The organism is Meiothermus sp., from assembly GCF_025056915.1.
Lineage (GTDB): Bacteria > Deinococcota > Deinococci > Deinococcales > Thermaceae > Meiothermus.
In genome coordinates, this window is sequence record NZ_JANWVH010000008.1 from 30756 (window position 1) to 56560 (window position 25805).

Annotated in this window: 22 protein-coding genes; 10 read left to right on the top strand and 12 right to left on the bottom strand. The window is 64.2% G+C overall.

What is annotated here, in order from left to right; translation table 11 throughout:
- The first annotated feature begins 180 nt into the window (after nucleotides 1-180).
- Both NZN28_RS02640 and sixA read left to right on the top strand, forming a co-directional pair.
- On the top strand, nucleotides 181-1746 hold the full coding sequence (locus NZN28_RS02640) for a Ppx/GppA phosphatase family protein (protein ID WP_295395220.1): 1566 nt from the start codon (nucleotides 181-183) through the stop codon (nucleotides 1744-1746).
- 117 nt (nucleotides 1747-1863) lie between these two features.
- Complete coding sequence (gene sixA / locus NZN28_RS02645) at nucleotides 1864-2334, top strand: phosphohistidine phosphatase SixA (RefSeq protein WP_295395221.1); 471 nt, start codon at nucleotides 1864-1866, stop codon at nucleotides 2332-2334.
- Nucleotides 2335-2524: 190 nt separating this feature from the next.
- Here the strand turns inward: sixA and NZN28_RS02650 are convergent, their stop codons facing one another.
- The gene (locus NZN28_RS02650) at nucleotides 2525-3385 is read right to left on the bottom strand and encodes a CPBP family intramembrane glutamic endopeptidase (RefSeq protein WP_295395222.1); all 861 of its coding nucleotides are present in this window, start codon (nucleotides 3383-3385) and stop codon (nucleotides 2525-2527) included.
- A gap of 5 nt (nucleotides 3386-3390) precedes the next feature.
- A complete protein-coding gene (locus NZN28_RS02655) occupies nucleotides 3391-4380 on the bottom strand; it encodes a hypothetical protein (RefSeq protein ID WP_295395223.1) in 990 nt (329 codons plus the stop codon).
- Between NZN28_RS02655 and NZN28_RS02660 the strand changes: the two genes are divergently transcribed.
- The 3 genes from NZN28_RS02660 (at nucleotide 4364) to thrS (ending at nucleotide 9677) form a co-directional block, all read left to right on the top strand.
- Nucleotides 4364-5590, top strand: coding sequence for an MFS transporter (locus NZN28_RS02660; RefSeq protein WP_295395224.1), 1227 nt, complete (start codon nucleotides 4364-4366; stop codon nucleotides 5588-5590). The genes NZN28_RS02655 and NZN28_RS02660 overlap by 17 nt on opposite strands.
- A 318-nt stretch (nucleotides 5591-5908) precedes the next feature.
- Nucleotides 5909-7147, top strand: coding sequence for an MFS transporter (locus tag NZN28_RS02665; protein WP_295395225.1), 1239 nt, complete (start codon nucleotides 5909-5911; stop codon nucleotides 7145-7147).
- A gap of 571 nt (nucleotides 7148-7718) precedes the next feature.
- Nucleotides 7719-9677, top strand: coding sequence for a threonine--tRNA ligase (gene thrS, locus NZN28_RS02670; protein ID WP_295395226.1), 1959 nt, complete (start codon nucleotides 7719-7721; stop codon nucleotides 9675-9677).
- 229 nt (nucleotides 9678-9906) lie between these two features.
- Here the strand turns inward: thrS and NZN28_RS02675 are convergent, their stop codons facing one another.
- The 4 genes from NZN28_RS02675 to NZN28_RS02690 all read right to left on the bottom strand — a co-directional run bounded on the left by NZN28_RS02675 (nucleotide 9907) and on the right by NZN28_RS02690 (nucleotide 15265).
- Nucleotides 9907-10098 (bottom strand): hypothetical protein, encoded by a 192-nt coding sequence (locus NZN28_RS02675; RefSeq protein WP_295395227.1) that lies wholly within the window; start codon nucleotides 10096-10098, stop codon nucleotides 9907-9909.
- Between the two features lie 86 nt (nucleotides 10099-10184).
- A complete protein-coding gene (locus tag NZN28_RS02680) occupies nucleotides 10185-12548 on the bottom strand; it encodes a penicillin acylase family protein (protein ID WP_295395228.1) in 2364 nt (787 codons plus the stop codon).
- 201 nt (nucleotides 12549-12749) lie between these two features.
- Nucleotides 12750-13850 (bottom strand): type IV pilus twitching motility protein PilT, encoded by a 1101-nt coding sequence (locus NZN28_RS02685; RefSeq protein ID WP_295395229.1) that lies wholly within the window; start codon nucleotides 13848-13850, stop codon nucleotides 12750-12752.
- 353 nt (nucleotides 13851-14203) lie between these two features.
- Complete coding sequence (locus tag NZN28_RS02690) at nucleotides 14204-15265, bottom strand: M28 family peptidase (protein WP_295395230.1); 1062 nt, start codon at nucleotides 15263-15265, stop codon at nucleotides 14204-14206.
- A 126-nt stretch (nucleotides 15266-15391) separates the two neighbouring features.
- On the opposite strand from NZN28_RS02690, the gene NZN28_RS02695 reads away from it, so the two are divergent.
- Nucleotides 15392-15691 carry a hypothetical protein gene (locus NZN28_RS02695; RefSeq protein WP_295395231.1) on the top strand — a complete coding sequence of 100 codons (300 nt, stop codon included), beginning with the start codon at nucleotides 15392-15394 and terminating at the stop codon, nucleotides 15689-15691.
- A 346-nt stretch (nucleotides 15692-16037) separates the two neighbouring features.
- On the opposite strand, the gene rsfS is transcribed toward NZN28_RS02695, so the two are convergent.
- From rsfS to rplU, 4 genes are all read right to left on the bottom strand, one after another.
- A complete protein-coding gene (gene rsfS / locus NZN28_RS02700; RefSeq protein ID WP_295395232.1) occupies nucleotides 16038-16382 on the bottom strand; it encodes a ribosome silencing factor in 345 nt (114 codons plus the stop codon).
- Between the two features lie 24 nt (nucleotides 16383-16406).
- Nucleotides 16407-17657 carry a GTPase ObgE gene (obgE, locus tag NZN28_RS02705; RefSeq protein WP_295395233.1) on the bottom strand — a complete coding sequence of 417 codons (1251 nt, stop codon included), beginning with the start codon at nucleotides 17655-17657 and terminating at the stop codon, nucleotides 16407-16409.
- 59 nt (nucleotides 17658-17716) lie between these two features.
- Nucleotides 17717-17992, bottom strand: a complete 276-nt coding sequence (rpmA, locus tag NZN28_RS02710; protein WP_295395234.1) for a 50S ribosomal protein L27 — start codon at nucleotides 17990-17992, stop codon at nucleotides 17717-17719.
- Nucleotides 17993-18068: 76 nt separating this feature from the next.
- Nucleotides 18069-18374: a 50S ribosomal protein L21 gene (gene rplU / locus NZN28_RS02715; RefSeq protein WP_367275816.1), complete on the bottom strand. Its 306-nt coding sequence runs from the start codon at nucleotides 18372-18374 to the stop codon at nucleotides 18069-18071.
- Between the two features lie 417 nt (nucleotides 18375-18791).
- Between rplU and yqeK the strand changes: the two genes are divergently transcribed.
- The gene (gene yqeK, locus NZN28_RS02720) at nucleotides 18792-19361 is read left to right on the top strand and encodes a bis(5'-nucleosyl)-tetraphosphatase (symmetrical) YqeK (RefSeq protein WP_295395236.1); all 570 of its coding nucleotides are present in this window, start codon (nucleotides 18792-18794) and stop codon (nucleotides 19359-19361) included.
- A gap of 105 nt (nucleotides 19362-19466) precedes the next feature.
- The gene (locus tag NZN28_RS02725) at nucleotides 19467-20699 is read left to right on the top strand and encodes an LCP family protein (protein ID WP_295395237.1); all 1233 of its coding nucleotides are present in this window, start codon (nucleotides 19467-19469) and stop codon (nucleotides 20697-20699) included.
- Between the two features lie 8 nt (nucleotides 20700-20707).
- Here NZN28_RS02725 and NZN28_RS02730 read toward each other — a convergent pair whose 3' ends face one another.
- Complete coding sequence (locus NZN28_RS02730; protein ID WP_295395238.1) at nucleotides 20708-20917, bottom strand: hypothetical protein; 210 nt, start codon at nucleotides 20915-20917, stop codon at nucleotides 20708-20710.
- Nucleotides 20918-21121: 204 nt separating this feature from the next.
- Here NZN28_RS02730 and deoC point away from each other — a divergent pair, with 204 nt between their 5' ends.
- Together deoC and NZN28_RS02740 are read left to right on the top strand one after the other, a co-directional pair.
- Nucleotides 21122-22102 carry a deoxyribose-phosphate aldolase gene (gene deoC, locus NZN28_RS02735; RefSeq protein ID WP_295395239.1) on the top strand — a complete coding sequence of 327 codons (981 nt, stop codon included), beginning with the start codon at nucleotides 21122-21124 and terminating at the stop codon, nucleotides 22100-22102.
- A 52-nt stretch (nucleotides 22103-22154) separates the two neighbouring features.
- Nucleotides 22155-24536, top strand: a complete 2382-nt coding sequence (locus NZN28_RS02740; RefSeq protein ID WP_295395240.1) for an aldehyde dehydrogenase family protein — start codon at nucleotides 22155-22157, stop codon at nucleotides 24534-24536.
- A 133-nt stretch (nucleotides 24537-24669) separates the two neighbouring features.
- On the opposite strand, the gene NZN28_RS02745 is transcribed toward NZN28_RS02740, so the two are convergent.
- The coding region (locus tag NZN28_RS02745) for a hypothetical protein (RefSeq protein ID WP_295395241.1) at nucleotides 24670-25805 on the bottom strand (1136 nt) is incomplete at its 5' end.

The window sequence follows — 25805 nt, forward strand, 5'->3', positions numbered from 1 at the left end:
TGCAGAGGGGTAGGGAATGCAGCGTACGGTAGCGCATCGGCTTCCTCACTTTGCTTTGCTCCGTTTGGAATGACAAGGTATGGGTGTTTGGGCAGTGTTGGGGAACCCAGGGGTCGCTTTTGAGGTTAGCCATACACCCGCCTTTACGCCCCTCTGACTCTTCGGAAACACACTAAAAGCATGACGCCAACCCTGACAGAACTTGAGCCTCCGGCGCTAAGGCCCTACGATGGGGCGGTGCGACGGCTGGGCATTGTGGATCTGGGGTCGGGAACCGCGCGGCTGGTGGTGTATGCCTACGAGCCGGGAAAGCAGTTTCGGCTGGTGGACGAGATTCGGGAGACCGTGCGGCTGGGCGAGGGGCTGGCCACCCAGGGCCGCCTGAGCAAAAGCGGGATGCAGCGGGCCCTCTCGGCCCTCAAGCTCTACGCCGATTTCGCCCAGGCCACCGACCTGGACGAGCTTAGGGTGTATGCCACCAGCGCCAGCCGCGACGCCGAAAACAGCGCCGATTTCATGCGTGAAGTGCGCAAGCTGGGCCTCCAGGTGCAGGTGCTCTCCGGCGAGGACGAGGCCCGCTATGGGGTGTTGGCGGTGGCCAACGCCTTCACCTTCGAGGAGGCCTGGGTCATGGACCTGGGGGGAGGCAGCGCCCAGCTTTCGCACATGGAAAACCGGCTGTACCGCACGGGCCGGGCCTATCCGCTGGGGGCGGTGCGGCTCACCGAGATGTTTCTGCGCTCAAACCCCCCCAAGAAGGGCGAGATAGAAGACCTCGAGCGCTTCGTGCGCAAGGAGATGAAAGAGGTGCTAGCCCAGGTGCGCGAACACCCCCTGCCCCTGGTGGCGATGGGCGGCACCATCCGAAATCTGGCCAAGCTGGCCCAGCGGCGCAAAGACTACCCCCTCGACCTGGTGCATGGCTATTACCTTTCGCGGGAGGAGCTCGAGGCGGTGGTAGCGATGCTGGCCCAGCGCAGCACCGAGCAACGGCGGCAGCTCGAGGGCCTCCAGGCCGACCGGGCCGATGTGATTGTGGCCGGGGGGCTGGTCTACCGCACGGTGCTGCGCGAGACAGGGCTGGAGGGCCTCTGGATTTCCGGCCAGGGGGTGCGGGAGGGGGCCTTCTACCGCGAGTTTCTGACCGCGCCCCACCTGCTGAGCGATGTGCGGGGCTTCTACGTGCGCAACCTCTTCGCCCGCTACCCCCAGGAATATGGCCACACCGCCCGGGTGCGCCACTTCTGCCGCCTGCTCTTTCGCCTGCTGGCCCCCCTGCACGGCTACGGCCAGGCCGAGGAGCGGCTTTTAGACGAGGCCGCCCTGCTGCACGACATCGGCATGAGCGTGGGCTACTACGACCACCACAAGCACGGCGAATACCTGATTATGAGCGCGGCCATCCCCGGCCTGACCCACCGCGAGCAGGTCTTGCTGGGGCTTCTGGTGCGCTACCACCGCAAGGGCGAGCCCCGGCCAGGGGCGTACCGCTCGGTGTTGCAGGAGGGCGATGCCAAGCGGTTGGTGCGGCTGGCCACCATTCTGCGCATCAGCGAATACCTCGAGCGCAGCCGGGCCGGGCGGGTCGAGGGGCTGGAGGTAGACCTTGGCCCCAAGCAGGTGCGCCTGACCCTGTTGGCCCAGGAAGAGCCCTGGGTGGAGATGTCCGAGACCCGCAAGCAGGCCAAGTTATTCCAGCAAGCCTTTGGGCGCGAGCTGCTGGTAGAATGGGCCCCACAGGCCTGAGCGAAGGTGTGCATTCGTTCAGCACCTGCTTCCCTGGTTTTGAACCGAAACATCTGCACGCTAATGGCCGACCCCAGGGATGTAGGGGCCATTTAGACCTCAGCCAGAGCGACCCGTATGGAACTCTATCTGATTCGCCACGCCATTGCCCTGGAGGCCGCGCCCGACCAGTCCGACGACGCCCGCCCGCTGTCCGAGGCCGGTATCCAAAAATTCAAAGAGGCCGTACAGGGCCTCAAACGCCTGGGGACTCGTTTTGACCGCCTCTACCACAGCCCCAAGCTGCGGGCCATCCAGACCGCCGAACTGCTGGTGCCCCTGCTGGATGGCGAGACCGAGGTGACCCCCTACCTGGCCACCGAACCCGGCCCCGAGCTATTGAAAACGCTGGCGGGCGCGTCGGTGGGGCTGGTGGGGCACGAGCCCTGGATCAGCGAGTTGTGCGCCTGGCTCTTAACCGGGCACAAAAAAGGTGAGACCTTCCCCTTCAAAAAGGGGGGCGTGGCCTGGCTCGAGGGCACACCCAAACCCGGCGGCATGAGGCTACTGGGTTTCTGGTCCCCCAGGGTTCTGCGCAGGCTGGGATAAGGCCAGCCCAGGTACAGGAGGAAGGAGCCCTCTCCCCTTCTGGGGAAGGCTGGGTCTTATCGCACTCTTCAACGACGTAGCCGCCCATCCCGGCGGCCACTGTTCTGTCCAGGACAAAGCTTTCTCAATCTCGAATGGCTCAGAATACGTGAAGAGCGCTCTAGGGTGGGTTTCCGGATGGGTGCGCCCCTCAAGGCGAGGCCTGGTAGGTCTCGATCAGGGCCCACGCAAAAGCCAGCCCCAGCCCCACCAGGGTGAGCAACAGGGGCAGTGAGCGTTCCGACCCCAGGGGGGTTTTGTCTGAAGGAAGCGGGTTGCGGCGAAAGAAGAAATAGGTTAGCAAAAGGCCCACCCCCAGGAAGAACGGCGCCGCAATGGGGTCACTCGAGGGCGTCTCGGCCAGCGCACCCCCATCGCGGCTGACCCCAAGGGCCCACAACGCAAAGGGCAGCGAGTTGCCCAGCGCGTGGGCAAAAATGGTTGTCCACAGGCTGCCGCCCCGGGCGATGTAGCGCCCCCATATCAGGCCGGCCCCCAGCGCATAAAGCACCACCGCCGGCAGCACGTGGGCCAGCGCAAACACCCAGGCGCTCAGCCACACCGCCGCTCGCACCCCATCGTTGTGGCGAAACGCCCGCAACATCCACCCCCGAAACAGGGTTTCCTCGGCCAGCGGCACCACCAGGGCCACCACCACCCACAAGGGCAATAGCTCGCCCCATCCGGCACCGGAGGGCAAGGCCAGGTTGCCCTCGGCCCTGGGCAACCAGGCAAAGGCTGCCCCGGCCAAGCACCACGAGACCGGAACGCTCCACAGCGGCAAGCCCAGCAGTTCCCGCAGGCCAGGCCGCCGAAAAAGCCGGGGTTCTTGTCGGTAGAGCCCCCGCATCAGCACCAGGCCAAAAACCAGCAGGCCTGTACCGGCCCCCATTTGCTCGAGGAAGCCCACCTCCCCGCAAAAACCCACCTGGCAGGGAATCAGCCACAACAGGGTGCCGGCTGCCGCTGCCAGGTAAAACAGCCACAGCAAGTACACCGCCCGGCTGACCATAAAGCTCAGGCCTGCCCCAGCCGAAAGGGGGTTTTGTGGCCCGCAAGGGCAATCTCGCGGGCCTCCACCGGAACCCAGGAAAGCCCCAGCACGGCCTGGTAGGCGCGAAGCGCCTGGTCACGCTGGCCCATCACATCGGCCAACTGCCCATACCGGGCCAGGGTGTAGCCCGGCAGGTAGGCGGGGTGCTGAAAATCGCTGTGGACAAGCTGCTCCAGGAGTGCAAAGGCATCTTCGGCTTGCCCGGCGGCCAGGTAGATCTGCGCCGCGCAGTAGAGGGCTTCAGGGCCGTCCACTTCCTGCAACTGCTCGAGCAAAACCGCCCAGTCGTCCGTCTCGTTGAGCTGCCAGGCCCGGTCCAGCACGCTGCGCTGGCGCTCGAGTTCGGTAGGGGTGTGGGCCCCTGGCAATTGGTACAGCCCAGCCGGCAGGTGCTCCAGCAGCAGGGGGTACTCGAGCACATCCACCAGCACCGCCACACGCCCCCACGAACCATGCAAGCGCTCGGCCACCTGTGCCATGCGCTGCCGCCGGAAGCCGGTGGCCGGGCCTTCGCCAAAAGCCTGCACGTAGCCCTGGTGGTAGGCCCTGAGCAGTTCCAGCAGTGCTTCCTGGGCAAAATCCTCTGGGGTGCGGGGGGTGCTGAGCAGCCTTTTCAGGGATTCCTCGAGGCCCTCTACTTTGCCCAACCACTGCTGTCCCCTGGGATACTGCCCCAGGGCTTCGCGGAAGAGATCTGCTTCGGCCTTGAGGTGAGCCTGGTCGTCCAGGGCCTGCACCGCCACCCCTGCCCTTTCGGCCCAGGGCAAAACGTGAAAGAATGAGACCTCGTTCTGGTCGCGCCAGCTCTGCGCCGCCAGTTCCTCAGGGCTGTAAGAGGCCAGGACTATCTTCTCGGGCTGGTGCGCCTTGACCAGCTCGGCAATCGTCACCCCGTTGTAGCGCGGGTGCAGAATGTGAAAGGGGCCCAGTGTAGGAATGACCAAGACCGACACGCCCGGTATTCTAGACCTCAAAGACCGCAACTACCGTTTCGCAATGCTCAATGGCTGGTTCGTGCTGTTGGGCGACGCTTTTTTTAATGGCTCGATTGTGCTGGCCTCCTTTGCCGCCAAGCTGGGGGCCCCCAACTGGGTCATTGGCCTCCTGCCCGCCCTCTTGAACGCGGGTTCCATGGTGCCCCAGGTTTTCATCGCCCCCTATGTGGCCCGCCTGCCGGTCAAGGTTACCCTCTACCGGCGCATGGCCCTTTTGCGGGTGGCCAGCCTGGGCCTGGTGGCGCTGGGCGGGTTTGCGCTGGCCCAGCGCCCCGACCTGTTGCTGTGGGTTTTTGTCATCGGGCTTGCCCTCAACGGCTTTTTTACCGGATTTTCCAGCCTGCCTTTCTGGGAGGCCATCGGCAAGACCATCCCCATGGAACGCCGCAGCGGGCTTTTCTCAGCCCGCAACCTGGTGGGCGGAGCGCTGGCTTTTCTGGCGGGCTTTGTGGTGCGCTTCATCCTGGAACTGCCGCTGGCATTCCCCTATCCCTATGCCATCCTCTTCGCGCTGGGCACGCTGGCCTTTGCCTATGGCTGGCACGTCTTTGGCCTCATAGACGAACCGCCCGACAAAGAGACCCACACCGAGCGCATCTCGCTGGGCCTGCCCTTCCGCGACTTCTACTTTCGTCGCTTCTTGCGGGTACGCGTCTTGCTGGCGGTGGCCAGCATGGTCGAACCCTTTTACGCCGCCTACGCGGTGCGGGTGCTGGGCCACAAGGGGGAAATTGGGGTATATCTGATGGTCTATACGCTATCCTCGGTGCTTTCCAACCTGCTGTGGGTACGCATCTCGAGGCGTTATGGCTCGCGCAGCCTGATTCTGATTGGGGCGGCCCTGGGCGCTCTGGCCCCCTTGCTGGCGTTGTTGCTGCCTGGCTCGGCTTTCTGGATGGTGTTTGTGCTGCAAGGGGCCTACCTGGCCTCCATCGGGGTGGGTACTTCCACCTATCTGGTGAACCTGGCCCCCACCGATGCCCGCAGCTCCTACATCGGCCTGTCCAACACCATCGTGGGCTTGCTGGCTTTTTCGCCGGTGCTGGGGGGCTTGCTGGCCGACCGGGTGGGGTATCTGGGGCCGATGGTGGTCGCCACCCTCTCTTATGCCTGGGCCCTGTACGCAGGCCGACGCTTGAAGCTGCTCGAGGGTGCTCTGCCACGCTAGAGCGCGCTTCAAATGCCATGCGACTCCCAGAAAGCTTTGTGCTGAACCGCAGCCATCCGGGCGCGCAGGGTCGGCCTGATGGGCAAAAACTTTGCTTGAAGCCTTTCATACCATGGAAGCAGTGGTTAGGGCGTAGAAGGCAGGTGTTGGAGACCGACCCCCGCTCCCACCCGGTGTTTCCTTGAAAGTGCCTGTAGGCCTGAGGTTGGTATGGGGTCGCCGACCTTCCCTCCGCCCGCAAAACCGCACGGCCTTCTTCCACACAAAAGCCAAACCTTGGACAAAGCCCTGATTTGGCTTATGATTTCCACGGTCACAATGGAATCCCGCCCTGGCATTCCGGCCCAGTTCCGCAACCTATTGTGGGGTCAGACCAGCGTTACCTTTGGGGCGGTGGTGCTGGAAGTGGCCCTGCCACTGCTGGCCGCCATCACCCTGAAGGCCAGCCCGGCCCAGATGGGCCTGCTCGCCACCTTGCAAACCCTGCCCTGGCTGGTCATCACCCTGTTTGCCGGGGTCTGGATAGACCAGGGTTCGCCCAAGCGCATCATGACCTGGGCCAACTACGGGCGGGGCCTGTTGTTGCTCAGCATACCGCTGGGGGGGTGGCTGGGCTGGCTCAGCATCGAGTGGCTGTGGGTGGTGGCCTTCGCCTATGGGCTGCTCAGGGTGTTTTTCGACCTGTCGGTAAGCGCTTTTGTGCCCAGCATTGCCGAGCGCGAACAGCTCGTAGCGGCCAACAGCCAGCTCGAGAGCAGCCGCCAGGTTGCTACCGTTGCGGGGCCGGGGGTAGCAGGCTTGCTGGTGCAGGCGGTAGGGGCGCCCCTCACGGTTTTGCTCAATGCCCTCCTGTACTGGGTCTCGGCCTTTCTGATCAACCGCATCCCCAGCAACGAGACCCAGAAGGTGCGCAGCCCCAAGCTCATCTTCAGCGAAATCGGCGAGGGTCTGCGGCTGGTCTTTTCCGATGCCTACCTGCGCGCGCTGGTGCTCTCCAGTGCTACCTTTAACCTGCATATTGGCATGCTGGCCGGCCTTCAGATTCTGTTTTTGAGCCGGGTACTGGAAATTCCACCGGCCTGGATTGGCCTCATCTTTGGTGTGGTGGGGCTGGGTGCGCTCATCGGGGCCCTGACCGCCGCCCGTTTTACCGACTGGCTGGGAACTGGCGGAATCATTATCCGGATGCAGCTGATCTCCTCCCTCACCGGGGTTGCCTTCGCTCTGGTGGTCGCGCCCCCTGTTGTGGCTGCCCTGCTGGTCAGCCTGCTCCTGTTTGTGAAGGCGGTTTCGACCGTGGTGCGCAATGTGAATGCGGTGAGCATCCGCCAGGCCCGAACCCCCAAGCACCTGCTGGGGCGGGTGGGCGGAACCAGTCAGTTTGTGGGCATTGGGCTGGGTTCGCTGGGGGGCATTCTGGGCGGGGCGCTGGCCGAATGGCTGGGCATCCGCGAGGCCACGCTCATCGCCGGGCTGATTGCCATGCTCTCCTTCACCTGGCTGTTCTTCTCGCCCATTCGAAGCCTGAAGGGTCTGCCCGAGCCCTTGCAGGGTTGAGTTGGGTCAGCACTCAGGGAAAATAGCAAAAAACCTGGGGGGCGTAACGCCCCCCGTAACACTCTGGCTATAGGCCAAGTGGTTGATTTAGTCGTTCCAGATGAGGATTCGGCGAGCAACCTTTGCCATGTTTTCCCTCCTTGGCTGTAACGATACCCAAGCAAGTAACGGTTGTAAACCCCTTGACAAAATGTCAAGTTTATGCTTTCAAACAAAGAGATTCTATATTGTACTTGGTACAACGCAGCAGCACCTATTTCGCTGCTTCGGGTTAGCCGATGGTTCAGGCACTTTTGGGCAGCCGAGGCCCTTTTGTTTATACTGAGTTTATTTTTGGCCCTATGGTTGGACTATTAAGATTGGGGCGCCCTCGAGCCCCGCAAACCCAAACCGGACAGGCCAGCCGGGCTCGAGGGCGCTGCTGATTTGACGCCCACCCCGCGCAGCCGTACACTTCTAGGCAAGATGGGGTTCCGGCAGACTACCCGGCTGGGGGAGAACTTCTAGCCTGAGGGCAATGGAGGTTCTCCCGGCTCGTGGTGGAGGGGCCGGGGTTTTTTTTGAGGTGACTATGAACGCAGTGCTTCCCGACGGACGAAACCTGGAGCTAAAGCCCGGCGCCACCGCAGCCGATGCCGCCAAGGCCATTGGCCCCGGCCTGGCTAAAGCGGCGATAGGGGCCATCGCCAACGGTGAGCTCTACGATTTGTTCAAGCCCCTGCCGGATGGAGCCGAAATCCGTATTCTGACCGAGAAAGACCCCGAGTTTGTGCAGCTTTTCCGTCATACCCTGGCCCACGTGATGGCCCAGGCGGTGCGCGAGCTCTATGCCGAGCGGGGCTTTGCCCCGGAGCAGGTCAAGCTGGCCATCGGGCCGGTGATTGAAAACGGCTTCTACTACGACATGGACGCCCCCGAGCCCCTGCGCGAAGAAGACCTGCCGCTGATTGAGGAGAAAATGCGCCGGATTGTGGCGGCCAACCTGCCCCTGGAGCGCTTTGTGCTGCCGCGTGAGGAGGCCCTGAAGCGCTATGCGGGCATTGACCCCTACAAGACCGAGCTGATTCAAGACCTGCCCGAGCACGAGGAGCTGAGCTTTTACAAGCAGGGCGACGAACAGTTTGGCTTTACCGACCTCTGCCGGGGGCCCCACGTGCCCAGCACGGGCCGCATCCCCCCCCACTTCAAGCTGACCAGCCTGGCCGGGGCCTACTGGCGGGGCGACTCCAGCCGCCCCATGCTCCAGCGCATCTACGGCATCGCCTTTCGCACCAGGGAAGAACTCGAGCACTACCTCTGGCAGCAGGAGGAGGCCAAACGCCGCGACCACCGCAAGCTGGGGGCCGAGCTCGAGCTTTTCACCATCTCGGAGGAGGTGGGCAAGGGCCTGCCTTTGTGGCTCCCCCGGGGGTCGTTCATCCGGCGGCAGATGGAAGACTACATGTACCACAAGGAGCAGGCCTACGGCTATCACTACGTTTACACCCCTCACATCGCCAACGCCCGGCTCTACTACACCTCCGGCCACCTGCCCTACTACAAAGACGACATGTACGCCCCCATCGAGATTGAGGGCGAGGAATACTACCTCAAACCAATGAACTGCCCGCACCACCACATGATTTACAAGGCCCGCCCCAAGAGCTACCGCGACCTGCCGCTAAGACTGGCGGAGTTTGGCACGGTCTACCGCTTCGAGCTTTCGGGCACCCTTTCGGGCCTCACCCGGGCGCGGGGCTTCACCCAGAACGACGCGCACATCTACTGCTCGAGGGCCCAGGTCACCGAGGAGTTCATCCGGGTCATCCAGCTTTTCGACGAGGTGTACCGCGACTTCGGCATCAGCGACTACTGGTTCCGCCTTTCGCTCCCCGACTTTGAAAACAACCCCGAAAAGTTCGGTCAGGAGAACGACAACTGGCGCGACTCCATTGCGGCCATCCGGGCGGCCCTCGAGCAGACCGGGGCCAAGTACGTGGAGGGCATCGGTGAGGCCACCTTCTACGGCCCCAAGCTGGATGTGCAGATTCGCAGCGTGCTGGGCAAGGAAGACACCATCGCCACCAACCAGCTCGACTTTATCGTGCCCGAGCGGTTTGGCCTGGAGTTCACCAACGAGCGGGGCGAAAAGGAAACCCCGGTGGTCATCCACCGCGCCATCATGGGCAGCTTCGACCGCTTCTTTGCTTTTTACCTCGAGCACACCGCGGGCGACTTCCCCCTCTGGCTCTCCCCCATCCAGGCCGTGCTGGTGCCCATCTCAGACCGGCACCTGGCTTACGCCGAGCAGGTTGCCGCCCAGATGCGTAAAAACAAACTGCGGGTGGAGATAGACAGCCGCCCCGAGCGCATGAACGCCAAAATCCGCGATGCCGAGCTGCAAAAAATCCCGCTGATTCTGGTGGTGGGCGACAAGGAGGCCGAAGCCGGCACGGTGAACGTGCGCGAGCGGCACGTGAAGGAGCAGCGCAGCCTGGAAGTGGCGGCCTTGATTGAGGAGATGAAGGCGCGGGTGGAGGCGAGGCGGTAGGGCTCAGTTACATCCACTCGCAGCGGTGGCCTGCCCATCTGGTAAAAGTAACCTTCGGATGCAAAATCGGAGGCGCTTAACCCGGCCAGCGGAGCGCCGAACTCTTTCAGAGCGTTATACACAGCTTCTGGGTTTCTGTCGTCTATGGCGATGAGTATCAAGGTCTTTGGTAAAGCGCGGTTCGGTGTAGCGCATCACCGCATATCCCCCAACAATCAGGTAGCGAACCTTATGCTTTTTGAAAAGACTCAACAGTTCTTTGAAGTCGGGGCTGGTCAGCATGGCCTTCCCTTAGCAGCAGGTAATCCTTGACCATCTCAAAGGCCGCCTCAAAGATGGCCTCCACAGGCTGGCTCTGCCAGAAGCGCAGGTCGAAGTCATCCTCTTCGCCCAGCTTGCCGTAACGCTCACTTACCTGCATAGATTCATTGTACCCGAGTCTCATCGTCCTCTGGCGTGGCCTCTGGGAGGCTGTCGTTCGCCCTCAAGGGGTGGGCCAGCTCAGTCTTAGGGCCTTAGCTCGAGCGTCCAGGTCGGGCCCCAGTCGGCAGGCCGGGTGCTCAGGGGCACGGTTCGGTTGTCGCGCCAGAGCCACAAGAGGTCGTCGAAGTGGGGGCTGAACACATCGGCGGACTGGCCCATGGGGTAGATGATGCGGCTGTTGTCGGGGTCGGCCAGGTCGAAAAGGGTGCGCAGGCTGGCCCCGGAGGTGTGCACAAAGGTGTCCTGGTTGTAGTTGGCTACATTCACGGTGTGCATGGAGCCAGGGGTGGGCAGGGTGCGGTTGAACAGGCCGCCAATGAGGGGCGTGGAGGCCAGGGGCGAGATCAGGCTGGCCTGGTGCAGCCGGCCCCACTGCCACTGGGCGGGGTCGGGGCCTAGGCGGCGCTCGAGTTCCGCCCCGGCTTTCTCCAGGGCCTGGGCCATGAACTCCGCGCAGTTGCGAATCCCGGCGCTGGCGTTGCGGCACCAGCGCCCATCCTCCCGCAGGGTCTGGACGAAGGTATAGGGCACCGGGGGGTAGCGAAGCTCGAGTTCGTCCTCCAGCATCCGGGAAATCTCGCGGTAGTAGAAGGCAAAGGCCGTGGCCCCCACCGAGTCCAGCTCGGCCCGCAAATCCCACCCCCGCACCGCACTCTGCAAGCGCCGCGCGGCCTCGCTTTGGGGTTGGAGGGCCAGCAGCGCGGGCAACATCTCCCGGGCAATGATGGAGTAGGTATCGCCCTGCCAGCGGGCCATGTCCTCGAGGCTGGCCCTGGGGGTCGCCAGAATCAGCTCGCGGATGCGCTGGGCCCGGAAAACCTCGGTGGTGTAGGTGGAGATGTCGGGCCCGCCGTGCGGCAACACCCGGTTGTTGGCGCTGCTGACAAACCCCTCGCGGGGGTTCACCACCTGCGGCAGGCGCTCGAAGGCCACATAGCCCTTCCACTGCTGACCCAGCCGGGCGCTGGCCGGAAAGCGCCCGTCCCAGTCGCGCAGCGGAATCAGGCCGGGGGCAAAGTAGCCGATGTTACCGTCCACATCGGCATAAACGAAGTTCTGCATGGGAGCTGCGTAGCGCCGCAGGGCCTCGCGGAACTCGGCGGCATTGCGGGCGCGGTTCATGCCCAGGTAGGCATCCAGGGTGGTGTCCTCTGGCTCCAGGCCCGTCCAGCGCACCGCCACGGCCTGGTTCTCTCCGGCGATGGCGGTTCCAGCGGTCAGGCCAGGCCGCAAAAAAGCCCGGCCCAGGTCGGAAATCACCGGGCCGTATTCGCTTTCCCGCACCGTGAGGGTCACCGGGTCGGCCCCCCGCACCTGGATGATTTCCTGACGCAGGCGGAGCGGCACCAGGCCGGTGGGGGTTCGGTAGGCCTGCCCTTCCAAGTCCAGCACGAACAAATCCATCACGTCGGGCCGCACGTTGGTAGCCCCCCAGGCCACCCGGTCGTTGCGGCCCAGAAAGACCCCCGGCACCCCCGGAATGGTGGCCCCGATGGCCTGGTAGCCGGGGCCGCGCAGGTCGGCGATGTACCACAGGGCCGGGTTTTGCAGGCGCAGGTGGGGGTCGTTGGCCAGCAGGGGCTTGCCGGTGGTGGTGCGCGCGCCGCTCAGCACCCAGTTGTTCGAGCCCTGGTCGGGGGTGCGGGGGGCCAGGCGAAGGGTCTCGGAAAAGCGGGCCAGCTCTTCTAGCACAGCCAGCAAGTTTGCGGAGAGGGCGGGCGGTGGCGTGGCTTGGCTTTGTCCGGCCCGCTCGTTGGCACCGGGCAGGTCGCCGGGTTGCAGGATGGTGGGCCAGCCCTGCGGATACACCCCCCGCAGGTTGTTGAAACCTTCCACCCCCACCTTGCTTAGGATGAAGGCATTGTCAATCTCGTCCTGCCAGACCTGGCCCAAGTCGTAGGATTGGAGCTTGCCCCAGGCCAGGGTGTCGGCGGGTGTCCAGGGCTCGGGGGTGAAGCCCAGCAGGGCAAAGGGCAGGGGCAGGTTGCCTTCGCGGATGAACTGGTTCACCCCTGCCGCGTAGGCCTCGAGGGCGCGGCGGGTGAACTCGGCGTGGTTAGGAAAGGACGCCTGCGCCGCGCGGTAGAAGCCCCAGGTGCGGAAAAAGCGGTCTTGCTCGAGGGCCCCGCTGCCCAGAATTTCCGACAACCGGCCCTGCGCCGCGCGGCGGCCCAGCTCCATCTGGAACAGCCGGTCGCGGGCGTGCACATACCCCTGGGCAAAAAACACGTCCATATCGCTCGAGAGGGCCCGGATATGGGGTATTCCCCAGCGGTCAAAGGTGATGCTCACCGGCCCCGAAAGCCCCTGCACCTGCCGCACCTGGTTAACCGGCACGCACGAAATCAGCAACAAAAGCCCGGATAGCCAGAAAAAACGCCAGCGCATGGTCAAACCTCCAGATTTGGCCTTACTCTACCCGAGTCATGCCGGATTCCAAAGACCGCCTTCGAAGCGCACAGCCTCTTTTTGCATCCAATCGCCGCCATCCGGCAAACAAAATGACCGAATCCGCATGGAGGGCAAAAAACCAGGCTGCTCTGGCCAGAAAGCAACCAGCTCCAAAGCCATCTCTGCTGTTCTTATGCTTCAGTAGCCGCGCCCGGTGAACTTGGTCAGCATCAGCTTGAGCTCGTGGGGACTGGTGGCCGAGCCTTCGGCGTCCTCGAGGCTGATGTGGCCCTGGGTGTAAAGCTCTACCAGATGCTGGTCGAAGGTCTGCATTCCGCGCAGGTTGTCTTGCAGCATGGCATCCTTGATCTGCGGGGTCTTGTTTTCGTCCTTGATCAGGTCGCGCACAAACGGCGTGGCCAGCAGAATCTCCAGGGCCAGGGTGCGCCCCTGCCCATCGGCCCTGGGCAGCAGGCGCTGGGAGATGATGCCCAGAAGCGACTCGGCCAGCAGAATCCGAATTTGCAGGTGCTCGTGCAGGGGGAAGAAGTCAATGATGCGGTTGATGGTGCGTACCGCATCCAGGGTGTGCAGGGTCGAAAACACCAGGTGTCCGGTCTGGGCCGCCATGATGGCCGCTTCCACCGTTTCCCGGTCGCGCATCTCGCCAATCAAGATCACGTCCGGATCCTGGCGCATGCAGTACTTGAGGCCCGAGCTGAAGGAGTCGGTGTCAACCCCCACCTCGCGCTGCACCACCAGGCTTTTCTTGTGCTTGTGCAAAAACTCGATGGGGTCTTCGATGGTCACGATGTTTTTGGGGTAGTGCAGGTTGATGTGGTCAATCAGGGCGGCCAGGGTGGTGGACTTGCCCGAACCGGTGGGGCCGGTCACCAGCACCAGGCCGCGCTCCTTGGAGGCCAGCTCCTCCATCACCGGGCGGGGCAGGCCCAGGGCCTCGAAGCTGGGGATGGTCTCGGCCACCACCCGCATCACCAGCCCAAAGCTGCCGCGCTGGTGAAGCAGATTGCAGCGGAAGCGGGCCAGGCCCGGCACTGTGTAGGCAAAGTCCATCTCTTTTTTGTACTCGAGCTCCTCCAGTTGCATGGGATTGAGCAGGCTGCGAACAATGGCCTCCACGTCCCCCGGAGAGAGCACCTTGCTGCCAAACGGCTTGAGCTTGCCATCAATGCGCACAGTGGGGGGAGCACCCGCCTGCAGGTGAATGTCGGACGCTCGAGCCTGTACCATGCTGCGCAGCATCTCGGCGATGGGAGGAGGGGTTTGGGTGGTACTCATCGAGAGGCTCCCTTGGGTCGGCCAATGGCCGGGTGGGTTGAAACAAAGTTCGTCAGCAAAAGGGCCCAGCCGGTATTTCGATAAGTGCAGATTTTTTATTTCGGCGTGGCTGGGGTAGTGAGACCCCTGCACCTTTCCAACCCACGCTCATGAGTATATGCCACCCTTTCATAAAAGGCTGCCCTAAATGAACACAGTCCAGCGCCAGCGCGGTGGTGGTGCGCTGTTTGCCTGGAGCGAATCGCCAATAGCCCCAGGGCTGAAGGCTAAATGACCGTATGGCCCCGCAGGCATTTCACCATGTCAAACCACTGTTTGCGACCTGAGACCACGTAGCGCGGCATCCCACCAGTTCAGGCCAGTTGGCGCACCAGCGCACGCGCGTATCCCAGGGTTTCTTCCACCGCTTTCCAGTCCACGCCGTCGGGCCGGTCGGAGGGCCAGTGCCAGTGGGGGGGTATCCCCTGCTCTAAGCGAATGAGGGTCAGGCAAGGAATGCCCCGCGCGGCAAAGGGGCGGGTGTCGAAAAAGGCCAGGCGGTAGGCCAAGGGCCTTGCCCCCGGATTGGCCTGGGCCCGCTCGAGCATGCCCCCCCGGTAGGTGTGGTAGACCAGCATGCCCTCGCCGGTTGCATAAAACAGCTCCCCCTTGCCCACGTTGTCGAGGTTGAGCACCAGGGCGTCCGGTGGAACCCGCCCCGAACGCGCCAGGTACTCGGCCCCCCTGGCCCCCACTTCCTCGCTACCGGTGAGGGCCAGCATCACCCGGTAGCCCGGCAGGGGGTTTTGGGTCAGCTCCTCGAACAGCGCCGCTGCCACCGCTACCCCGGTGGCGTTGTCGTTGGCCCCGTTGACATAGGGTTCCCGGAGTTCACGCAGGGTCAGGAGCACGGCCTGAACCGAAAAATACAGGCCCAGCAACTGCGAGACTACCGGCAACAAGGCGCCCAGGGGCAGCACCGTCGCCAGCCCGGCATTGAGCAGGAAGTTGCGCCGGAAATACCGCACCTGCTGGGGGTGGTAGAGGAAAAAGGTCTTGGCGGAGTCGTAGTGGGCCATCAAGACCAGGGTTTTTGGGCCCTGGCCGGCCTCGGCCAGCAGGTTTTGCGAGGGGTAGCGGTCGAATAGGGGCCGCCAGGGCACCCACCAGCCCGAAAAATGCGCCCAGAAGCCATAGGTTCCCAGCAGGGCCAGCCACCAGAGCCCCCCCAAACCACCCGAGGCCAGTAACAGGCTAATCAGGATGAGCTCGGGGCCGTAGCTGCGGGGAGCCCGGAAGGTTTGGGTCTCAACCGAGATGAGAGGCCCCAGACGCGCCCCCAGGTAATCCTTGAGTTTCTGTGCAGCCTGGGCCTCGAGGGCCGTGGCACTCCCCCGGTGCGGCAGGGCACAAAGTTCTTCCCATAGTGTTCGCACGGCCCTAGCATAAGGCTCACGGCCCCATGCCCAAAGCAAAAGACGGAGCGCTAGCAACCTCCGCCCTCTGCGCTCTGTGCGCTACGCCCTTGGTCGCTGCAAAGTTCAGGGCTTAGACTTGAGGGCATGGGCAAGAAACGTCGGGAAGAAAAGCTCAAGCGCAAAGCCCAGCAGCGCACCCCGCTTTCAGGCCGGGACATGCTACGCATTTTTCCCAGCCTGTTGCTGCGGGCCTTTATTGTGGTGATGCCCCTCACCCTGCTCATGACCTTCCTGGGGGCCAGCGGGGTTACGCTCTTCAACAATTTCTGGGTTCAGATGGGCGCCTACCTGGCCGCCTACATCGTGTTCAACCGGTTTATCTTTGGCCCTGTTCGCAACTATCGGCCCCAAAGCCCGCCCCACACCTCAACCAGGGCAAAGTAAGGACTCGGTGGTAAAGATACCCATACCATCCGGCAGATTCCAACGAGAATAGCCCTCAACCCCCTCCCTAACCCGTAGGGGCGGTGGGGAAGGGTATTTGCCGAGGCGCTCAACCTGCATGATTGCCTGAAGGGCCAGGTCTGCAACCCCACCGGGCCTCCCCTACCTGGTAAGGGAGGGGCAGAGCAAGGCCAGGCAAGGACACAAGCCGCGGGTCGCAGGCCAAAAGTGCGGCTGGGGCCAGACATCACGGGATTCTTTTATAAGGCAGTGGGCTTTGAACCATCGCCCATAAGAGCCCACTTCTGGCCTTCAACTTTCGACATCTGAACGGCCCGCAGGCCGCTTACAGCCGCTTTGCATCGGCCCAGAAGCCTTCCAGGTCGTAGTACTCGCGGGCCTCGGCGCTCATCAGGTGCACCAGCACCGGGCCATAGTCCAGAAGAATCCAGCGCGGGCTGGGCCCCTCGACCTTGTGGGCCCGGATGCCCTCTTCTTCCTGGAGTTTTTCCCGCACGGCCCGCTCGAGGGCTTGCAGGTGGGGCTGGGAGGTTCCGGTGGCAATCACAAAGTAGTCCAGCGAATCGGAGACGCCGGTCAGGTCCAGCGCCACCACGTTTTCGGCCTTTTTGTCTTCCAGGGCTTGCTTAACGTGCGCAATTAGCGTTTGGGTATCAATGGTTTTGACCATTCGTTCCTATTGTACACAATCGGCCTAGCCAACCTCGGGGATGTATTCGAACTCGTGCCGCCCGAAGCGCACCGTATCGCCCGCCCGCACGCCGTGGGCCTTGAGGGCCTGCTCCACCCGGTAGCGCCTGAACAGCTCCTGCAAGTACCCCGCGGCTTCCATCAGGTCGCCTTTGAGCCGGTTCAGGTGGCGCTCAACCTGGGGGGCCTCGAGGGCAAACACCCCCTCCTCGACCTGCGTAACCTTGATGTAGTCGGGGGCTTCGGGCCTGGGCCTGGGCTGCTCCATTTTGGGTTTGGGCGCCGCCTGCACCAGGGCAAACAGGGCCTCGACCAGCTCCGCAAGCCCCTGGCGGGTCTGGGTGGAGGTAGGCAGCACCGGCAGGCCGGTTCGGCTCAGCTCGCTCTGGAGGGTCTGGACTTCGTCCGGGGTGAGCAGGTCGGTTTTGTTGAGGGCAATCAGGGCCTGCCGCGTGAGCAGCTCGGGGTCGTAGGCCCGCAGCTCGGCCTGAAGGGTTTGCAAGGTTTGCAGCGGGTGGTCGGCGCCATCGAGCACATAGAGCAGGACTCGAGTCCGGGCAATGTGGCGCAGAAACTCCAGCCCCAGGCCCCTGCCCTGGGCCGCCCCCTCGATGATGCCGGGGATGTCGGCCATGGTGATGCGCTCGAGGTCGCGCTCAATCACGCCCAGGTTGGGCGCGAGGGTGGTGAAGGGGTAGCTGGCAATCTTGGGCTGGGCGTGGGTCAGGGCAGCCAGCAGGCTGCTCTTGCCGGCGTTGGGGTAGCCCACCAGGCCCACATCGGCCAGGAGCATCAGCTCGAGGCGCAGCTTGCGCTTCTCGCCCTCCTCCCCGGCCTCGGCAAAGCGGGGGGCCTGGCGGGTGGGGGTCACAAAGCGGGGGTTGCCCCAGCCGCCCCGCCCCCCCCGGGCGGCCACAAAGGTCTGGCCCTCCTCGACCAGGTCGGCCAGAAGCTCGCCGGTATCGGCGTCAAAAACCCGGGTGCCCCGCGGCACCTCGATAATCAGGTCCTTCCCCGACCTGCCAAACAGCCCCTTGCCCATGCCGTGCTGGCCGTTTTCAGCCTTGTAGACCCGCTTGGAGAGGTTGGAGAGCGAGTCCACCTGGGCCAGCGCCCGCAGGATGATGGAACCGCCGTCGCCCCCGTCGCCCCCGTCAGGGCCGCCTTTGGCGATGTATTTCTCGCGCCAGAAGCTAATGCAGCCATCGCCCCCGCGCCCGGCGGCCACGGAAATCTCGAGGGTATCTCTGAACATGGCAAGCCAAAAGCCGAAGGCCAAGCACGGGGGCTAGAGCCTTCGGCTACCGATTTACGTCAGTCGCCAGCCTTGGCCAGCTCGAGGGGCTTGACCCGCACATAGCGGCCCATGCGGCCTTTGTCGGCGAACTCCACCACCCCGTCAATCAGGGCGAACAGGGTGTAGTCGCGGCCCAGGCCCACGCCCTCACCGGGGCGAAACTTGGTGCCGCGCTGGCGCACCAGCACGTTCCCGGCCTTGACCACCTGACCTTCGAAGCGCTTGACCCCCAGGCGCTTGGCTTGGCTATCGCGCCCGTTTTTGGTTGAACCCAGACCTTTTTTGTGTGCCATATCGTCCCTCCAGAAGGCTGAAGGCTTTTAGCGAATGACCCAGGGCTAGCAGCTATGGGCTATCGGCTATCAGCTTTCAGGCGCGAATCTCCTTCACCACAATCTCGGTGTAGGGCTGGCGGTGGCCCCGCTTGCGGCGGTACTGGATTTTGGCCTTGAACTTGGCCACCACCACCTTTTTGCCCTTGCCATGTTCGACCACCTCGGCCACCACTTTGGCGCCGGGAACGGTGGGCGTACCCACCACGGTCTTCTCGCCGCCCAGCATCAGCGCATCGAACTCCACGGTATCGCCGGGGTTGGCCTCGAGCTTCTCCACGCGCAGCTTGCTGCCCGCTTCTGCGCGGTACTGTTTCCCACCCGTCTTAATGATTGCGTACATGACCACACTCTCCAGTTGGCCGTTTGGGATGCAGGGGCAATCCGGCAAACGGCTCGGGTCTATTAACCCAGCCAACTGACAACTATAGCGGTTATGCCGACTTGTTTCAAGTGCCGGAAGCCTGGTGGGCCTGTATCGTTTTCAGGGCAACCACCTTCGTTTTGCCAGGGGGCGCTGCATCCTGAATTTGGGCCAGCAAAGAAAGCCCGCGAACTGAGCAAGCAGATACCTGTGCGTGCCCGAACAGTGTGGAAAGGACAAAACCCAACTGCATTTGCTCAAATAATGGCTCGAGGGTTGCGAGGCAATTGGGATGGCCATGGCCGAGCTTGGAAATTTCCAAAAATATGGTAGGCTTTTTGCTGCGGATGGGCAGGAGTTTCCAAAACCTGCTCCCGCCCTCGGCGGAGGCTTCACTTGACCCGCACGATCTCTGTCGTTGATCTGTCCGAAAAGGTGCGCCAGCAGGTCAGGCCTGAGCGCTTTGCACACATCTTACGGGTGGCCGAACTGGCCGCCCAAATCGCCAGGGCCAACCGGCTCGACGTGGAAAAAACCTATCTGGCGGCCATCCTGCACGATGCGGCCCGCGACCTGAGTGACCAGAAGTTGATGGAACTTGCGCCGCCCGTAATAGCCCTTGAATTGAGCCACCCCCTTTCGCTTCATGGCCGTGCGGGCCGCAAGCTGGCCGAACAGTGGGGCATCGAGGACGAAGAGGTGCTCGAGGCCATCGAGGGCCACGTGTACGGGGTTCGCCCCGACCACCCGATTGGCATGGCCCTCTATGTGGCCGATGTCTCGGAGCCGGGCCGTGGGGTCAACCACGATATCCGCGAACTGGCGCTGGCCGGGCGGCTTCTGGAAGCGTACCAAAAGGCCGTCATCTGCAAGGTCAGATACCTTGAGAGCAAGGGCATTGAACCCCACCCCAGAACCCTGGCGGCCTACAGGGCCGTTCTGGAGCAGCTCGAGGCCGACACTTAGGGGTTGCCTGGCCCTTTTGAATGGTCTGTTACGCTTTAGTGGTTCAGGTTTTGTAGTCTATGGGTCATGGCGCAACCACGAATACCCCCTCGGGCTCGAGGGAGGTTGTGGGTTCGTAGGCGACGGGCGGGGCCTCGGCCCTCCCTGGTTTTGCTGGGGCTGGCCTTGCTGACCCTGGCTGGGGCCCTGGCGTATGGGCCGCAGCTTCGGGAAGTGCAGGCCGGACTGTTTGGCGGGTATCGGGGCAGCGGCCCTGTTGAGGAACTGAGCCTGGTGGTGGCCGCCCGCGACACCGAGTACTGCGGCTACCACACCGCCTGCGGGCCGGGGCTTCGCACCGACACCATCTTTTACCTTCGCTTGCGCGGTTCGGAGGCCACCGTGGTGGCCATCCCGCGCGACCTGCGCTACAGCGGCGAGACGCCCGCGGGGTATTACGAAGGCAAGATTAATTCGGTCTACGAGCGGGGCGGCGGGGCCGAAGGCTTGCGGCAGGCCGTTGAGCAGCTGCTCGGCGTGCCGGTGCAGCACTACCTGATTCTGACCTTCGAAGCCGTGATGAAACTGGTGGATGCGGTGGATGGGGTGGATGTGGTGTTGCCCTATCCGATGAAATACACCGACCGGGCGGCAGGCCTTTACATAGATTTTCCGGCGGGGCCCGTGCACCTGAACGGAAAGGATGCCGTCAAGTACATGCGCTTTCGCCGCTGGGAAGGCTCCGATTTGGGCCGGCTGGATCGCATCAAGGAAGTGATGGAGCTGGCTCTGCGCAAAGCCCAAAGCCCCCGCTACTGGCCTCGTCTGCCGGGGGTTGCCGGGGCATTGTGGAGCTCCCTCGAGACCACCCTCCCCCTCGGCGAGGCCCTGCAACAGCTGCCCAACTTGAAGGGCCTGACCCTCAAAAGCGCCACCCTGCCCACCCTCGAGGAAGGCCGCTTCCTGGTGCTCGACCAGGCGGCCATGGCTTCCTTTACAGCCGGACTGCTGGGCCACACCCCCGAGACCCTGGTGATGGCCCGGCTGGTGCAGGCCGAGGCCCTGGGCCTCAAAACCTTGCTTTTAGACCGGAGTGGAGCGGGCTTGGGTGAACGCTACCGGCAGGGTTTTGTGGAGCTGGGCATCCCCCCACCAGAAGTACAGGTAGGCGAGGTCGGGGGCGAGAGCATGGTGCTGGTGCGGAGCGGGGTCTCGATTGTGGGGCGGGAGACGCCCGCCTTCCTGCTGGCTAGGGAGTACGCCGACCTGCTTCACCTGCCCCTCCAGACCCGCATCCGCCTGGAGCCCGGGGGCTACGACGTACTGATCGTGCTGGGGCCGCCCCAGCAGGCCCGCTAAGGGGCCACCTACGGTTCACCCCGGGGCACCCGATGCTCTTCCTCGGGCAGGGGCTCTTCCTCGGGGTCGAAGGCGTAATAGAGCCTGAGGGGGTGTAACGAGACCACCCGCAATACTTCAGAGCAGTCCGGGCACTCCACCTCGAGGCCCACCCAGGGGCCCGCCACCTCCACCAGCCCGTCACACACCGGACACTTGGTCACTTCCAGGGTTTCCATCCTTCACCTCCCGAAGCTATGGCAGAACCCAACCCTTCGCCGTATCCCCAGCATGACAGCTCCGGCAAAACCAAATGTCCCTGGACGACGCCTCAAAGCCTACCTGGGGTTGCCACCATCCGCTGCTATGACGCCGTTTCCTTCCCCCCAAGTATAGCAGCCTGGGCTATAATCGGCCTTACCTGGCCAGACGTGAGGCCACTTATGGCAACCATCACCGCACCCCAAGCCCACGCCGTACCGGAGCGCAACCCCGGTACGCCCTTCGACCCCAGCGCCCTCGAGGCCCGGGTCAACCGCAGCGCCATCGAGCGCCGGGCCGCCACCCTGCCCACCCGCCGTACCGTCAAAAAACAGTGGCAGGCGGCCTGGCTCCTGCATGCCATCCGCACCATTGACCTGACCACCCTCTCCGGCGACGACACCCCCGGCACCGTGCGGCGGCTGTGCGCCAAAGCCCGCCAGCCGGTGCGCCCCGAGCTGCTGCAAGACCTGGGCGTCAGCGGCCTGCGGCTCTGCACCGGCGCGGTCTGCGTTTACCACGAGATGGTGCCCACCGCAGTCGCCGCCTTAGAAGGCTCGGACATTCCAGTGGCCGCGGTCTCGACGGGTTTTCCGGCGGGCCTCAACCCGCACCGCCTCAAGCTTCAGGAAATCGAGGCCTCGGTTGCGGCGGGCGCCCGCGAGATTGACATTGTGATCTCGCGCCGCCACGTGCTGACCGGCAACTGGAAGGCGCTGTACCAGGAGGTGCGCGACTTCCGCGAAGCCTGCGGCCCGGCCCACATGAAGAGCATTCTGGCCGTGGGTGAGCTGGGCACCCTCAACAACGTGTACAAAGCCAGCCTGGTCTGCATGCAGGCCGGCTCCGACTTCATCAAAACCTCCACCGGCAAGGAAAGTGTGAATGCCACCCTGCCCAACAGCCTGGTGATGGTGCGGGCCATCCGGGCCTATTACGAGCAGACCGGTCACAAGGTGGGGTTCAAGCCCGCCGGGGGCATCCGCAGCGCCAAGCAGGCTCTGGACTGGCTGATTCTGATGAAGGAGGAGCTGGGCCTGGAGTGGATGCAACCCCACCTCTTCCGCATTGGGGCCAGCGCCCTGCTCAACGACATCGAGCGGCAGCTCGAGCACCTCGCCTACGGGCGCTATGCCTCGATGCAGTACCAGCCGCTGGGGTAGCGGCCAGCCGGCCATCTGCCCCAACACCGCCTATCCCAACCCGGAGCCAACCATGACCCTGACCGAACTGATGGACACCCTTCCCTATGGCCCCGCTCCCGAGGCGGCCCAACCTGCGCTGGACTGGCTGAAGGCCCACGAGGGCCGGTTCCGGCTTTTCATTGGGGGTAAGTGGCGCGACCCGGCCCAGCCGGAGTGGTTCGCCACCCACAACCCCGCCAACGGCCAGCCGCTGGCCGAGGTCGCCCAGGCCGGTGCAGCCGATGTGGACGAAGCCGTCAAGGCGGCGCGGAAAGCCCTGGCAGGCTGGCAACAGACCCCCGGCCACCTGCGGGCCCGCTACCTCTATGCCCTGGCCCGGCAGGTGCAGAAGCACGCCCGGCTGTTTGCGGTGCTGGAGACCCTGGACAACGGTAAGCCCATCCGCGAGACCCGCGACATTGACATCCCCCTGGTGGCCCGCCACTTCTACTACCACGCAGGCTGGGCCCAGCTGATGGAAAGCGAGCTGCCGGGCTATGTGCCGGTGGGCGTGGTGGGCCAGATTATCCCCTGGAACTTCCCGCTTCTGATGCTGGCCTGGAAAATTGCCCCGGCCCTGGCCATGGGCAACACGGTGGTGCTCAAGCCCGCCGAGTTCACCCCGCTCACTGCGCTATTGTTTGCGGAAATCTGCCAGAAGGTCGGCCTGCCGCCGGGGGTGGTCAACATCCTCACCGGCGACGGCAGCACCGGGGCGGCCCTGGTGGCGCACCCGGGGGTGGACAAGATTGCCTTCACCGGTTCGACCGAGGTGGGGCGGCTCATCCGCAAGGCTACGGCGGGCAGCGGCAAGAAGCTCTCGCTCGAGCTTGGCGGCAAGTCGCCCTTCCTGGTCTTCGAGGACGCCGACCTCGACAGCGCGGTGGAGGGGGTGGTGGACGCCATCTGGTTCAACCAGGGGCAGGTCTGCTGCGCGGGCTCGAGGCTTTTGGTGCAGGAGGGCATCGCCGAGAAGATGTACGCCAAGCTGCGGGCCCGCATGGAAAAACTCCGCTGCGGCGACCCGCTGGACAAGGCCGTGGATTTAGGGGCCATCGTCTCGCCGGTGCAGCTTCAAAAAATCCAGCGGCTGGTGCAGAAGGGGGTAGAAGAAGGGGCCGAACTCTGGCAGCCAAGCTGGGCGGTGCCGAGCCAAGGGTGCTTCTACCCTCCCACCCTGTTCACCCAGGTCGCCCCGGCCTCCACCATCGCCCAGGAGGAAATTTTCGGGCCGGTGCTGGCTGCCCTGACCTTCCGCACCCCGGAAGAAGCCGTCCGGCTGGCCAACAACACCCGCTACGGGCTGGCCGCCTCCATCTGGAGCGAGGACATCAACCTGGCCCTGGACGTCGCCACCCAGATCAAGGCCGGCACCATCTGGATCAACAGCACCAACCTCTTCGACGCGGCCAGCGGCTTTGGCGGCTACAAAGAGTCGGGATTTGGGCGCGAGGGGGGCAAGGAGGGGCTTTGGGAGTACGTCAGGAAGGCCGAAAGGCCAGGGCCAAAAGCCCAAAGCCGTAAAACCAAGGCATCGTCTAAGGCCAGAGAAACGGCCAGCCTTCAGCCTGTAGCTACTAGCCTTCGGCCTGCCATAGACCGCACCGCCAAGCTCTTCATCGGGGGCAAGCAGACCCGGCCCGATAGCGGTTACAGCCAGGCCGTGTACGGCCCGGACGGGCGTCTGGTGGGCGAGGTGGGGCTCGGCAACCGCAAGGATATTCGCAACGCGGTGGAGGCCGCCCGCGCGGCTTTCGAGGGCTGGCGCAAGGCCACCGCGCACCACAAGGCGCAAATCCTCTACTTCCTGGCGGAAAACCTCTCCGAGCGGGCTGAGGAGTTTGCCCGCCGCCTCCAGGAACAGACCGGCGAGGACGGCGGGGCCGAGGTCGAAGCGGCCCTCGAGGCCCTGTTCGCGGCAGCGGCCTGGGCCGACAAATACGAAGGGGTGGTGCACCCTACGCCCATCCGCAACGTGACCCTGGCCCTTCCCGAGCCGGTTGGCGTGCTGGGCATTCTCTGCCCCGACGACAAGCCCCTGCTGGCCCTGGCGAAGCTGGCCGGAACCGCGCTGGCTATGGGCAACACCCTGGTGGTGGTGCCCTCGCCGGCGGCGCCCTTGAGCGCCACCGACTTTTACCAGGTGCTCGAGACCTCCGACATCCCCCCGGGCACCTTCAACATTGTGACCGGCGAGCGCGACGAACTGGCCAAAACCCTGGCCGAGCACGACGACGTGGACGCGGTCTGGTACGCCGGGCCCCAGGCCGGACACGCCCTGGTCGAGCGGGCCAGCGCTGGCAACATGAAGCGCACCTGGACGCTGCCCGAGCGCGGGGCCCTGCCCGATACCGACGAGATTCTGCGCCAGGCCACCCAAATCAAGAACATCTGGGTTCCCTACGGGGCCTAGAGCGCTCTTCATAGCGAGCCTCGAGTTCGAGAAAGCCCTGAACAGAACCGTGGCTGCCCGGATGGGCGGCCACGGCGAAGAGCGCGATAGACTTCTGCCGAAAGCGCGTCTCGGTCGGGCGCGGCCTTCGGCTTTACCTCTGCGGCAGGGTCAGGGTGTAGGTGTAGCTGCGGCTTTGGCCTGGGGCCAGGGTGAAGCGCAGGCGGTAGCCCTCGGGAAGGCGCTCGAGGCCCTCGCCCTCCAGCGTGAAGGGCTGGGGCATCTGCTCCAGAATTTCAACCTCCACCGCATAAGGCTTGGGGTTTTGCACGCGGGTGGTCACCCGGAAGCGGTTGCGGGCCTGCTGCTCCACCTGCCGGGTGGCCCGGCCTTCGGGGTCGGGGCCCAGCATCAGGCTCACTTGGTTGCCTCTGGCCGTATCGCCGGTGGCCGCCTGCCCCACAAACACCCCCTGCTCGCGGAGGCTCACCACGCCGGCGGCCAGGTTTTCCGGGGCCGCGAAGCGAAACCCCCGCACAAAGGCCAGCTCGCGTTCGGTGCTGAAGCCGGTCTGCAAGCGCCACAAATAAACTGGCTGCACCCGGGTGCGAAGGAAAGGCAGCTCGGTCAGGCCGGGCTCGAGCGTCACCTCCCCCGGCAGCCGGTAGCGGTAGGTACCCGCCGCCTCGCCCACAAATTCGGCCTCCGCTACCTCCGCTGCGGCAGGCGCGGCCTGCAACATCCGGGTTTCGGGGCGGGGGGCGGGCACGCTAAACCCCCCTTCCAGCAGGGGCACGCTCCCGGCCACCAGCTCGGTGCGGCCCAGTCGTACCGTGCGCCCCAAGCCGTTGGTCAGGGTGGCCCAGCCGGTTAGCTCGCCGTCCTCGAGGGTGTAGCGAAGGTTCCAGGTCAGGCCTCGAGTCAGGTAAGCCAGCGTGCCCGCCCCGCCCCCCGCGTAGCGGAAAATCACCCTGGGGCCAGGCGTCGCGCTGAATCCGCTGGGGTCGGGATAAGCCACCGTTCCCGGCAGCCCCACCAGGTAGCGGCCCTCGTACAGGTACAGGTTCTGCTCGGCGCTCACCAGGGTGGCCTTACGCCACTGGCCCTCCCAGTAAAACTGCACCTCCTTGCCCACATAAGCGGCCAGGGGGTTCGGCTGGGCGGCTACCTGCACCCGGCGTGACTGCTCGGTGACCCCAATCAAACGCAGCGTTCCAGGCACCAGGCTTTGAAACAGGGTCTCGCCCGGCTCCCAGACCCATTCATTGGGGGGCAGCGTCTGCGGCTGCC

Coding starts and splice junctions, on each gene's coding strand:
- NZN28_RS02640 (WP_295395220.1), top strand. CDS start 181: ATGACGCCAACCCTGACAGAACTTGAGCCTCCGGCGCTAAGGCCCTAC.
- sixA (WP_295395221.1), top strand. CDS start 1,864: ATGGAACTCTATCTGATTCGCCACGCCATTGCCCTGGAGGCCGCGCCC.
- NZN28_RS02650 (WP_295395222.1), bottom strand. CDS start 3,385: ATGGTCAGCCGGGCGGTGTACTTGCTGTGGCTGTTTTACCTGGCAGCG.
- NZN28_RS02660 (WP_295395224.1), top strand. CDS start 4,364: ATGACCAAGACCGACACGCCCGGTATTCTAGACCTCAAAGACCGCAAC.
- NZN28_RS02665 (WP_295395225.1), top strand. CDS start 5,909: ATGGAATCCCGCCCTGGCATTCCGGCCCAGTTCCGCAACCTATTGTGG.
- thrS (WP_295395226.1), top strand. CDS start 7,719: ATGAACGCAGTGCTTCCCGACGGACGAAACCTGGAGCTAAAGCCCGGC.
- NZN28_RS02675 (WP_295395227.1), bottom strand. CDS start 10,098: ATGCAGGTAAGTGAGCGTTACGGCAAGCTGGGCGAAGAGGATGACTTC.
- NZN28_RS02680 (WP_295395228.1), bottom strand. CDS start 12,548: ATGCGCTGGCGTTTTTTCTGGCTATCCGGGCTTTTGTTGCTGATTTCG.
- NZN28_RS02685 (WP_295395229.1), bottom strand. CDS start 13,850: ATGAGTACCACCCAAACCCCTCCTCCCATCGCCGAGATGCTGCGCAGC.
- NZN28_RS02695 (WP_295395231.1), top strand. CDS start 15,392: ATGGGCAAGAAACGTCGGGAAGAAAAGCTCAAGCGCAAAGCCCAGCAG.
- rsfS (WP_295395232.1), bottom strand. CDS start 16,382: ATGGTCAAAACCATTGATACCCAAACGCTAATTGCGCACGTTAAGCAA.
- obgE (WP_295395233.1), bottom strand. CDS start 17,657: ATGTTCAGAGATACCCTCGAGATTTCCGTGGCCGCCGGGCGCGGGGGC.
- rpmA (WP_295395234.1), bottom strand. CDS start 17,992: ATGGCACACAAAAAAGGTCTGGGTTCAACCAAAAACGGGCGCGATAGC.
- rplU (WP_367275816.1), bottom strand. CDS start 18,374: ATGTACGCAATCATTAAGACGGGTGGGAAACAGTACCGCGCAGAAGCG.
- NZN28_RS02730 (WP_295395238.1), bottom strand. CDS start 20,917: ATGGAAACCCTGGAAGTGACCAAGTGTCCGGTGTGTGACGGGCTGGTG.
- deoC (WP_295395239.1), top strand. CDS start 21,122: ATGGCAACCATCACCGCACCCCAAGCCCACGCCGTACCGGAGCGCAAC.
- NZN28_RS02740 (WP_295395240.1), top strand. CDS start 22,155: ATGACCCTGACCGAACTGATGGACACCCTTCCCTATGGCCCCGCTCCC.